The following is an 11913-nucleotide window of genomic DNA, read 5'->3' as shown; positions in this document are numbered from 1 at the left end:
CTTAGGTGAAGCGTTTACTCATGTTTTTCAAAGGATTAGGAAAATACCCAAAGTTTAAAAAGAAAGGTAGGTCTGATTCTTTCACAATTGATAATTCACCGAAAACCAATAGAACTTGATGGTTGGTGTCATAAATTGCCTTTTATTGGTGTTGTGAAAACTTATGAACCAATTGAAGCAACAACTAAAAAGCAGGACTATTAGTAGACAGGCAGGTGATTGGTATCTCAGTTGTAGCTATGAATTTAATGGCATAACCACGGCCAAAAAAACTGATGTTATCGGTGTAGATTTAGGTGTGAAAACCTTAGCTACATTAAGTAATGGAAAAGTATTTGACAGTGTGAGATCGTACCATAAATTTGAAGCTAAACTCTCTAGATGTCAATACCGAAACCGGAAGAAAATTATTGGTTCTGCTAATTATAAAAAGGCACAGTTAAAGATAGCCAAGCTACACACAAAGGTAGCTAACATCCGTAGAAACGCACTTCATAAATTGACAACAAACAAGTGCCAAAAACCACGGCACTGTTGTTATAGAAGTATGACAATGTCAGCGGTATGTTAGCCAATCATAAGCTGGCGAAAATCAGTTAGCAGATAGTGATTTTATGAGTTCAGGCGACAGCTTAAATATAAATGTCAATGGTACGGTTCGGAGTTAGTAGTAGTTGACAGGTTTTTCCCATCATCAAAAACTTGTTGCAGGTGTGGTCATGTCCAAGATATGCCATTAAGCCTGAGAACGTATGATTGCCCTGAATGTGGGTTGTCAATCTTATTGAGATTTAAACGCCAGTATAAATTTGAGAGATGCGGTCGGGCAAGACCCGTGAATGCCTGTGGATGAGTAGCCGCCGACGGCCTCAGTAGAAGCAGGAAGTAAACAGTAAAATGTCATATTATGACGTTTTATATTGGTTTTATGAAGCAGTGAAAATATCAGCCAAGGTTGGGTTAATTACTACTACTGGACCGACAGACCTTAAATAGTGCGTTAGATGGGGAGTGTGGGAAGGGTGGCAAGTGTGGGGAGGGTGGGGAGAAAAAGACACCTAGAAACAAAAATCTATTGCACAGTTTTAGCTGTGTCAGTCTACTACAATAATTGTGGTTACTATTGGCCCAAATAAAAAGCCCTGGGGATTCTCTTTAGGGTGATAAAATTTATCGATTTTCAGTATCTAGAATTAGCACTCGTTAAATATTTTACCAGCTTATTTTAGTTCTTAAAGCAAAACTGTGAAAAATTAAATATTTCAAATATACTGATTAAATCAACTATATAGTTCCTGTCAATAAATTTTTTGGCAGAAACTAGAGATAATATCCTGTATATTAAGTCACTTTAATTTTCTCTACTTTCATTAAATACCCTTAATTAAATGGGAACTTTCTTACATTAAAATAATTCTAAATAATTTAGGTAGTTTAATTTTTATTCTTGATCGGAAGTATGAACATTAAAGCTTTAGTTTGTAATATTCAACTATGCCCCCAGAGACTGATATCCCGGTCTTTATTCGTCGTAACTTTGTCTACATTAGGCTTAATGATGGGTATAATACCTAGAGTGTCAAACCCATCATTAAATCCTATATTTGATACACCGGCTTATGCTCAAGAATCTTTCACAGATCAAGCAGTAACTGCGGAAGAAATAACAAAGTATGCTGTTTCGGTCTTACAAATTGAGAACTTGAGAATAGGAGTATATAGAGAAATTCAAAATGAATTTCAAAAACAAAGTCCCGGTGGGTCTGTACCGCCGATTATTTGTAATCAGAAAAGCAGTGTTAATACTTTACCACAAAATATTCAGGTAATTGCTGTTAGTTACTGCAATCAAGCTAAAAAAATTATTGAAGGAAATGATTTGACAGTTTCTCGGTTTAATCGAATTACAATGACTCAAAAAACCGATCCAACTTTGCGAGAAAAAATTCAAACTGAATTGATTCGTATTCAGCAACAAACTGGTAATTAATCAATCACTTCCTGGGAATAGTAATACAGAGGATTTTACTGGAACAGAATTTACCCATAGTAACTTAGAAACCAGGTTTTTTCCTAGAGGTCTATTGTTCAATTGTTCAAACATAAGATTTATAGTAGAAACCAGGTTTCTTCGCGTAAGTCATATTTCAATTTTCAATAATTAATAATTAACAATTAATAATTAATTATTAATTATTAACAATTACCTCTCGAAAGAAAACGGAATTGATTGACTAATAATGAAAATTTTTTCTCTCTTGGTCGATTGGATATGGCGAGGAGACCTCGCCATCCCTCGACCGCTTGTTTCTCCACGGCGAGTGAGAGGCTTTAAAACTTAATTATTCGGTAATATAATGTTTGGTTAAATATTTATCATAAAAAATTACCAGTTTGTAGTTTGGGTAGAACGAAGTGTTAGGGTTTACGCAGCATAACCTTAGCGTAGCTCCGACCCAGGGGGCAGGAAAGCTTATCCTTCCTTAGAAGCAACCCAATACAAGCAAGGTTTTCTTGGGTTACGCGACAGCACAACTAATATCATGTCCGGATAATCAGCGATCAAAAAAGTTTTTGTTTGTAGAATAGCTCTCAGCCCCATGCATACTTTTTGCTCAAGCCCTACTACAAACTTTAATTATAACTATTCAACCGGACATGACATAACCTACTTTATTATAACTAATTATTTGGTATAATTTAAAATTAACCTGATTTTTCTAATCCCACAAAAAACTATAAACTAATGAATAATATTTGGCAACGTTTAAAAAATTTACCTTGGCAAGAACTATCTTTAGTAAGTTTGGTTGCTACTTTGACAGTAGTAGCTTCAGAAGTATTATTAATCCTCAGTCTCACTTATTTTTTTGTGATTCTGAAACCATTGAATATGTTATTTTCATCTCCTATTTTTGGAGTTTTAATACCCATAGGGGTAGCAGTAGGAATGGGAGCATTAGCAGTTTATCTATTGGAATGGTGGCAGAAAGAATGGTTATTGAATAATTCTAGTCTTTGGGCGCTAGTTTTATGTTTATTTATTGGTTTATTATTAAAGTCTTTCCTCCCTTTGCCTTCTATATTGCTAAGTGCATCTAAAGCTTCATTAATAAGTTTAGCTGTAGGAGTTTTCTGGAAAGGGCGACCTTATTGGCGACGTTGACATCCACCCCGGTCTAAAGGCGCGGGGAAACAACCGAGCGTGAGCTTCCTCAGCGGGTTGACGTTTCATTGACTACTGCTACCTTGACGCTAGTCTTACGCTTGTATCCACGTCGGTTTTTTGTCTCAGACTGCCCGCCCGCGACTAATATGTTTATTACTGTATTCTGCTCTCTATCATGTTTATCGCCACAGTTGAGACATTCCCACTCTCGCACCTGAAGGTATAATTTGCCTCCACGAAAACCACAACATGAGCATTTTTGTGATGTTGGCTGCCAACGACTAATTATTCTGAAATCACGACCGTATTTTTCTGCCTTTGCTTCTAAAGGTGGTTTTTAGAGCAGGATTTGATATGATTCCTGACTCCTGACACCTAACTCCTGAATATCATACATTTATTCAGCAACCCTAAATTATTGCGATCTAGACCGACATATTTTTCCAAATAATATCATAAAATTCAGATAATATAAAAATTCAGTATAGTAGATAACAATTTGCCTAATTTAAGTTTTTCTATAACTATTTTTTTATGTAAATTTACTAAAGATTTTGCTAAATTTTATAGATAATAATTGTTTTTTAGGTTTCAATTATTTAATGTCTTGATTAACAAATTTTTTTAATAAAAGCTAGTGATTTGAAACACAAATTCAAATACTTAATCGAATCTTCACAATAGTAGGGTAAAAAATTAAAGCAATTGTGAAAGTTTATCAAAAAAGGCCAATTTAACTATGCAATGGGGTGACATCAAAGTTAAAGTAGAAATATATTGATAGAGTTAAATTTATATAGGATTATCTGATTATGAGTTCCATTACAAGTATTTCACCAGAAGTTGCTCCAGCCCATCATAACTATTTAGATAAGCTACTACAACCTGTTCGCGAATATCTTGATGCTGTAGAAGTAAACAATCCCAAAATGGCACATTGGTTATGTCAATTAATTCCAGCTCAATGTCCTTTTGAGAGAGATGTAAAACTATTCGGACATCTACTTGTTCACATTCCTCCTATGTGTAAACTTAATCCTTTGTACGACCAATTTATTGGGTTAAGATTTAGGGCTTTAACTTTTCTGGCGGATGTTTGTGGAGAGGATATTACAAGTTACTGTTGAAATCTATTTCTGATTTTAAATTGTTTGCTTTTTATTTTGTTTTTATCAGTATCTAAATAATATTTAAGTATGGTAATAAAAGCCCAGTTTCAAGGAGGAAATTGGGTTTTTTGGTATTATATAAGTACCTGGTCATAATTAAAATTATTTGAATTGGAGGAGTCATATCAAATCCGGTTGAATAGTTGTCATTGCGACAATAGGACGCAATCTCAGGGTTGGGCGAGATTGCTTCCTTCCACTCCGTTCCACTCGCAATGACTTTATAGTTAGTGATTATCCGAACATGATATTACAGGTTATACCAAATCTCAAGCCTGGTTAGAATAGTAGGGGCGGGTTCCGCGTTAAATTAATGGTGTTAGCAATTATTTAGATCAACCCGCCCCCGCTCCTATAATATAGAATCCGGTGTCGTCATTGCGACGAAGCGGAAGCAATCTCGCATCACCCCTGAGATTGCTTCCTTCCATGGAGTGACCGTCGCAATGACTAGGCTATAATAATTATCCAAATTTGATATCACCCCTTCAGACAAGAAAACCCAGAAATGCTATGAATATACAAACAATAAAATACTAGAATTCTCCTGTTTAGCTTTTAGGAGAATCCCAGTTATGGGAATTTCATTTTTTCCAACTTTAGAATTTATAGTAGATGCAATTATAGTTCAAGAAAATTTCTTAGTGAGACTGACGACGACGGGAAAGGAACATGCCACCACCGATGAATGCTAAAGCTGCAATGCTGCTAGGTTCTGGTACGCGGACTTTAGGTTTAGCTGTGAACTTTGCATACAAGGAAATGTGAGAAATCTGTTTACCATTATCAGTTGTACCAAAGGTATCCCAGTCACCAGAAGTCTGATCTCCCCAATTATAGAGACTGAAACCACCCTTCTGGTTACCACCACTTTTAGTAACAATTCCAATTTCGTAGTCCTGTGTAGTAGGATCAAATTGCCATTCACTTGCCAAGTACTGTTCAAATGCCACAATATCTACAATGTCCCAAGTTCCCTGATTATTTTCACCAGGATCGAGGTCATAACGCCAGAAATCATAAACATCCCCCGTTCCACCTTGATCACTGTCTACTTTATCCAAAAACTTCCATTCCGCTAATTCGCCTCCTGCCTGAAATTCACTAGAGTTAGAGTCATTCTGTCCTAGATAAGAACCATTGCAACTGAGATAACCTGTAGCATTGGTATCGTCACATGAAATGCTGCTAGTAGTTGTACCGCCAGTTGTTGTACCGCCAGTTGTTGTACCGCCACTTGTTGTACCGCCAGTTGTTGTGCCACCACTTGTTGTACCGCCAGTTGTTGTACCGCCACTTGTTGTGCCACCACTTGTTGTGCCACCACTTGTTGTGCCACCACTTGTTGTGCCACCACTTGTTGTACCACCACTTGTTGTGCCGCCACTTGTTGTACCACCACTTGTTGTGCCGTTATCTACATAAAATAGAGAAGCGTGAGATAACCCTGGGTTGCCACTACCTTTCTTCTTTTTTGCTACACCAGCCATATCCCACTCGCCTTGTAGGCTGTTTGCCCCTGTAATGTTGTCAAAATAGTGATAACTTCTAAAAGTGGAACCTTTAAGTTCTAGAACAATTGGGCCTGTGTAATTAGTGTTGCTAAAACCCCATGTACCATTTGAGGCAATCTCAAAGCCTAAAAAGTTATTAGTATTACCGCTAGTACCCTCAACTTTGGAATCGAAAATCCAATTGTCAATCCCACTAAATACACCACCGTTCAAGTAGTTTGTTGCCTGAGTAGGATTTGCATTATTTTCTTGATTTGTACAAGATATATCTCCGATACCATTGTAAGTAACACCACCATCTGCACAATTAGCAGCAACAAAAGCAGCACCTTGTGCTGGAGCCATCATCAGCATGGAAGCTGCACTACATAATATAGAAGAGCCTATTAAAGTTGAAAAAGTCTTGTTCATTATCATTATTCTACTTGTTTGTTTTGTTGTAATTTTTAATTTATGCAATATAGAGAAGAAATCAGAATATTTATATTCAACTTCCCCTTGTTTACCTTTCATTTACCATCATGCACAATTTTTATAAAAAGCGCAATATATCAAGGTATATCTTTACGAAAACAATATAAATATGTATTTATTCTGATATATTTTTATTGAAATAAAATAGAAAAAATAGTGATAATACTGATTAAAATTATCTAAATATAGGTTAAATGGCTTATTTTTTGTAGTGGTTAAGCGATATCACTTAAATGAATCCCGAAAGCTTTTTTTGAAGAGAGGAAAATAGATTGATTTGTAGAGATAAAAATAAAGATGAAAAGTTGTTTTATCTATTTTCTAAAGGAAAAATATTGTATGTGGCAGACAGTTAATGTGTCCTGTTCGTAGTAGGGCTTCAGCCCAAAATCAACAGAGGACCAAAGTTCAACTACGAGCTTGTTTGTAGTAGGACTTTAGCCCGATATTAACAACAGAGGAATAAAGTTCAACTACGAGCTTGTTTGTAGCAGGGCTTTAGCCCGATATTCAGAAGAAGGACTAAAGTCCAACTACGAGCTATTACTAAATATCATCCCATCCTTTTCCATAATCCCTCAATGGATACTCTATCCAACAACTTCTTAACCAATCTCTACCTTCATATTTTAAATACCAATGCACACTACTTTCTTGCCAATCATAAGGAGAATTAACATAACCATGTTTTACAGGATTATAGTGAATATAATTCAGTGTTGCATAATAATGACGTTCTGAACGAATCCCACGGTCAGAATAAGAATGCCAAACTTTACCAGTCAAATTATCTTCTAAATTCCACTGACGTGAGAAATCCCGCTCCCTACTAGGAATGGCGCAGTGAGGGTTTGAGGACTTTTTTCTGATGTTTATTGACAAAGACTTAAATGTAAGTATAGACTGATAATATGCGGTTTGCTTAACCGTCAATGCCTGTGGATGAGTAACCGCCGACGGCCTCAGTAGAAGCAGGAAGTAAACATCAATTTGTCACGTTATTTGACGCTTTGTATCAGTTTTATGAAGCAGGATAACCATTAGCGAGTCTTTGCCGAACTATTTCTGCTTTTTGTTGGGCTGTAAGTTGACTATATTCGTACATTTGTTCGTAGTAGGGCAAGAGCCCGATATTTTAGAAGGACTAAAGTCCAACTACGAGCCTGTTCGTAGTAGGGCAAGAGCCCGATATTTTAGAAGGACTAAAGTCCAACTACAAGCCTGTTCGTAGTAGGGCAAGAGCCCGATATTTTAGAAGGACTAAAGTCCAACTACAAGCCTGTTCGTAGTAGGGCAAGAGCCCGATATTTTAGAAGGACTAAAGTTCAATTACAAGCTTGTTCGTAGTAGGGCAAGAGCCCGATATTTTAGAAGGACTAAAGTCCAACTACGAGCTTGTTCGTAGTAGGGCAAGAGCCCGATATTTTAGAAGGACTAAAGTCCAACTACGAGCCTGTTCGTAGTATTGCTCTCAGCCCGATATTCAGAAGAAGGACTAAAGTTCAACTACGAGCCTGTTCGTAGTATTGCTCTCAGCCCAATATTAGGAAGAAGAATAATTTTATCCTCTAAATACAAAATTATCAGCGTCAAGTGTAAGTCCACTATCCAGAGTGACAAATAAACCGCCACTACCTAACCCTGCATCATTACCATTCTGGTTATAGAATAGATTACCGTTATTGGTATTGTAAACGATCGCTACATCGTTAATAGCAGCAGCAGCATCACTGGTGACAGTAGCAAATATCTCGTTAAAATTAGCTCCATCCTCAATAGCAGTGAATGTTGTTCTATCTAGCAGAATAATATCCCGCTGCACATCAAAGTCAGTAATAGTATCCTCACCTAAATCATCTTGACTGTAAGCTTGATTTGTGTTAAAGATAAAATAGTCAATACTAGCACCACCAGTCATTTCATCATCTCCGGGTCCACTATTGAGGCGATCGCGTCCTTGGCCTCCATTTAGAGTATCGTCACCATCACCACCAAACAAGTGGTCAAAACCAAGGCGACCTTGCAATAGATCGTCGCTATCCCTACCAAACAGAGATTCATTACCAGTACCACCAATAATAGTATCCTCAGCACCACTACCAACAAGGCGACCATCATCACCATTTCCTCGAATAGTTAAGACTGTATCCTGACGCGCAGACAAATTTTGAATCCGTCTGTCTTCCTCTGGAGGAACATCTTGACGCGTAAAACTAGGGTTGCCATCAGCAGGGAAATTTTCTGAGAGAAACTCAGCTAGAGCATCTTGTTCGGAACCGTTATCTGTAAAGTTAGCATTGTTAGTTGCATCTGCTGGCAAAACTTCATCTACCAATTCAACTTCATTTTCGCCAAACAGTGGGAAAGGATAACTATCGCCTCCACCTGCAAGGAAGTTGAGAGTGACTAGGCGAATTTCTCGGTCTGAGTCTCCAACTATTTCACCATTGCGAACTACAACATCGGCGATCGCTCCATTTTGATCTATAATTGCCAGACTCCTGACGCGCTCTCCATCAGTTGCAACACCTGTAAGATTTCCATCAGCATCTTCATTAAATTCTATAGCTTGTTGAGTGGCATCAAAACTGAAGCTAATACCACCTACTTGAGGAAACTGACCGGGAGTTGCACCATCTGCGGTTGCTGCTACACCATGCTCAATAATTTGTTTGAGTTCTTCTGCTGTAACTGTTAGTAGAGTTAGTTCGTTATTGAAGCGGAGGGTATTCTCAATATCTAGCTGGGAAATTTGCCCTTCTTCTTTACCTACAAAAGGGTTTCCAGCAGGTGGTAACTGCACTAAGTCATCGGAAGTACCGCCAGGGGGAATAAATGACTGACCGATATTGTCGCGAATACCACCACCATTTTTAATGGAAACTACCACATCAGAGTCATATTCTTGAGCAATAAATAGATTTGCATCTGCTGTGAGATTTCCTAAGTTAGTTTCTTCGGTGCGGACATTTCCTCTTGTACCGTTGAGGAATACATCTGTGGCACCGAAAATATTGCCATCTCTGTCAGAAATATTTTCATTAATAGCATTTGTCACAGCTACTACTGTGGGGTCAGCTTCATTTTCTGGCTCGACATCTTCCCCAAAAGCTCGGTCAACTCCCTCATCATCTGTAGCATAAGCACCACTTAAATCTTCATCAAAACTGGTAATGATGCCATTTTCGTCAAAGTTAGCGATGAGGCGACCGACATATTTATAATTGCCATCGGTATTAATGACTAATACAGGTTCATCGCTAGGAGATGTAAATTCCAGGGGATATTGACCATCACGTTCGTCTCCATCTCGTAGAATGTCGTCTTCTGCAGCAAGAAGAGTATTGGAACCGCCAGGAATAATCACATCAACATCTGTCAGAATTTCTGCTAATTGTTCTTCAATACTAATCTGCTGCATATGTGTCAGCAGAACTATTTTGTTAATACCTGTGGCAGTTAATTCATCTACTGTTTCTTGGATAATTTCAGCTAAAGCTTCAATATCATCACTATCTGTGGGTGAGACAACAACATCACCAGTGGAAGCAATGGAAGGTAAGGTAGGGGTTGTTGCACCGACAATACCTATTTCTTCTCCACCTACTTCAATAACAATACTACCGGAAATTGTATTGGGTTCGGGTGTTCCACCGTCTGCTACAACAAAACCAGCAAGATTTTCATCGGGACCAAAGTCAATATTGGTGCTGAGATAGGGGAACTGAGTACCTAGATAACCATCCTCACCAATTCCTGGTCCTGTAATTTCTGGGTTTGCTGCAATGAGATTAGCAATAGTTTCTGTTCCTTGGTCAAATTCATGGTTACCAAAAGCAACTGCTTGAAACTCCAGAGCATTATTAATTAAAATATCACCAATTCCTGGTTCGCCATAAACTTCATCACTAGCATTAAAGAATGGTCCGGGAATATAAATGTCTCCAGAAGATAATTTTAGAGTATTCTCAAAATCATCATCTAGAGCGTTTATAACTGCAGAAAAGTTTACAGCATCTTGTATTGCTGGTATACCACCTTCTTGGTCAGCAGCATGAAGAATTTGTAGTTGAATTGGTTCCATGTATTCCGGGAAATTTAAAGATTTTTCTTGCCTATAATATCCTCACAGAATTAAGTAATATTTAAAAAAAGCTTGCCATTAGGTTAAGGGTTAGTTAAAAAAACATATTCTTATAAATAATGTTATTATGTAGCTGAGTAATTTAGCTAAATTTAGAGTGGAACAAAAGTATGAAACGGCGTAATTTTATTGAATATACTTTACTCTTTATTACCAGTTGTTCTGCAATAACAAATAATACTAATAACTCGGAAATAGGGAAGAAACCAGAAAAACTTCGATTTGCAGTGACGGATGTTGTTGGCAAGGAAAAGTTGCGTGATTATGAGCCATTTCGTGCCGTTCTGGAAAAAGTATTGGGAACAAAAATTGAGTTTTTTCCAGTTGAGAGTTATATCGCAGCTACAGCAGCTTTACAGTTGAATCAAGTAGATTTGGTATTAGCTGGGCCATCGGAATATGTTGTGATTAATGCTCGGACAAATGCAATACCTTTAATTGCAGTGACTCGCCCTAATTATCATTCTGTGATTATAGTTAATGCTGATAGTCCGATTAAATCTGTTGCTCAACTGGAAGGTAAAACTATAGGGATGTCATATATCGGTTCTACAGGTGGTCATCTGGGGGTAACGAAACTACTGATGGAAGCAGGATTAGATCCTAAGTCCGATCTGAAAATTCTGATGTTGGGAGATGATGGTAGTCTAGAAAGTTTTAAACAAGGAAAGGTTGATGCGTGGGGAGGATCTACTTCAGACTATGATTTTTTCCTCAAAACAGAGAATGCATCAGAAAATGATTTTCCGATCATAGCTAAAACTGCTTTGTTACCTAGTGATGTAATTATTGTTAGTAATAAACTAAATTCTCAGGTAGTTGAAGAGTATAAAAATATTATTGTTAATAATCAAGAACAATTAGTGATAGCTTTGGCAAAGGGAAAATCTACAAATAAATATCAGAGTTCTAAACTGGTAGTTGCTAATGATACTGATTACGATTTGATTCGTGATGTTTATCAGGCGATCGGAGAAGGGGATTTAATTGCACAATAATCTATCGTTATTCACAAGTAAATTTTAATTTTGGCAAGTGTTATTTTAAGAACAAGTTAAACACAATAATTATTAGATTTGAGTTATACCATTTCTCAAAAAGAATGCTATATATGATTGGGTGGGGAAGTGTGGGAAGTGTGGGAGGTGAGGGGAGAGGTTAAAAGTAGGAAAAACTCATACTAACCGACTAATAATTGTCAAAAACAGACTTTTAATCTTGGTAACTATTTGACTTCTGAAGTAAAGCTGAAGTATAGCATTACTTTTGGCAATTGGTATTATACCATTTCACAGAATTCTGAATTCTGGATTCTGAAGTTAGATTGGATAGGCTAAAAACTTTGACAAGAGAAAGGTTTGAGGCAATTATTTGACATTTAAAGTTTGAAACTATTTGTGACATCTTTAAAGTGAATTGGTATTAGGTAAAAAGTTCTATATA

The 11913-nt window shown here is 37.2% G+C and carries 8 protein-coding genes and 2 pseudogenes; 6 read left to right on the top strand and 4 right to left on the bottom strand.

Annotated features, from left to right (window positions below; translation table 11 throughout):
- Window positions 1-163 precede the first annotated feature (163 nt).
- The 4 genes and pseudogenes from F6K22_RS15410 (at window position 164) to F6K22_RS15400 (ending at window position 3166) form a co-directional block, all read left to right on the top strand.
- The gene (locus tag F6K22_RS15410; protein WP_293099246.1) at window positions 164-571 is read left to right on the top strand and encodes a transposase; all 408 of its coding nucleotides are present in this window, start codon (window positions 164-166) and stop codon (window positions 569-571) included.
- Window positions 572-622: 51 nt separating this feature from the next.
- Window positions 623-853, top strand: a pseudogene (locus F6K22_RS42110) (zinc ribbon domain-containing protein); the annotation flags it as partial.
- Between the two features lie 606 nt (window positions 854-1459).
- Window positions 1460-1990 carry a DUF4168 domain-containing protein gene (locus F6K22_RS15405; RefSeq protein ID WP_293099243.1) on the top strand — a complete coding sequence of 177 codons (531 nt, stop codon included), beginning with the start codon at window positions 1460-1462 and terminating at the stop codon, window positions 1988-1990.
- Between the two features lie 756 nt (window positions 1991-2746).
- Entirely contained in the window at window positions 2747-3166 is a 420-nt protein-coding gene (locus F6K22_RS15400) for a peptide chain release factor 1 (protein ID WP_293099241.1), read from the top strand.
- A gap of 49 nt (window positions 3167-3215) precedes the next feature.
- Here the strand turns inward: F6K22_RS15400 and F6K22_RS15395 are convergent.
- Window positions 3216-3485, bottom strand: a pseudogene (locus tag F6K22_RS15395) (zinc ribbon domain-containing protein); the annotation flags it as partial.
- A 496-nt stretch (window positions 3486-3981) separates the two neighbouring features.
- On the opposite strand from F6K22_RS15395, the gene F6K22_RS15390 reads away from it, so the two are divergent.
- Window positions 3982-4296: a Mo-dependent nitrogenase C-terminal domain-containing protein gene (locus F6K22_RS15390; protein WP_293099239.1), complete on the top strand. Its 315-nt coding sequence runs from the start codon at window positions 3982-3984 to the stop codon at window positions 4294-4296.
- A gap of 683 nt (window positions 4297-4979) precedes the next feature.
- On the opposite strand, the gene F6K22_RS15385 is transcribed toward F6K22_RS15390, so the two are convergent.
- From F6K22_RS15385 to F6K22_RS15375, 3 genes are all read right to left on the bottom strand, one after another.
- Window positions 4980-6263: a PEP-CTERM sorting domain-containing protein gene (locus F6K22_RS15385; protein WP_293099236.1), complete on the bottom strand. Its 1284-nt coding sequence runs from the start codon at window positions 6261-6263 to the stop codon at window positions 4980-4982.
- 609 nt (window positions 6264-6872) lie between these two features.
- Window positions 6873-7208: a hypothetical protein gene (locus F6K22_RS15380; protein WP_293099234.1), complete on the bottom strand. Its 336-nt coding sequence runs from the start codon at window positions 7206-7208 to the stop codon at window positions 6873-6875.
- Between the two features lie 679 nt (window positions 7209-7887).
- A complete protein-coding gene (locus F6K22_RS15375) occupies window positions 7888-10410 on the bottom strand; it encodes a 5'-nucleotidase C-terminal domain-containing protein (RefSeq protein ID WP_293099232.1) in 2523 nt (840 codons plus the stop codon).
- 170 nt (window positions 10411-10580) lie between these two features.
- On the opposite strand from F6K22_RS15375, the gene F6K22_RS15370 reads away from it, so the two are divergent.
- Window positions 10581-11468 carry a phosphate/phosphite/phosphonate ABC transporter substrate-binding protein gene (locus F6K22_RS15370; RefSeq protein ID WP_293099229.1) on the top strand — a complete coding sequence of 296 codons (888 nt, stop codon included), beginning with the start codon at window positions 10581-10583 and terminating at the stop codon, window positions 11466-11468.
- Window positions 11469-11913 lie beyond the last annotated feature (445 nt).

The organism is Okeania sp. SIO2F4 (genome assembly GCF_010672385.1).
GTDB lineage: Bacteria > Cyanobacteriota > Cyanobacteriia > Cyanobacteriales > Microcoleaceae > Trichodesmium.
This window is presented reverse-complemented; position numbering and strand designations above follow the sequence as displayed.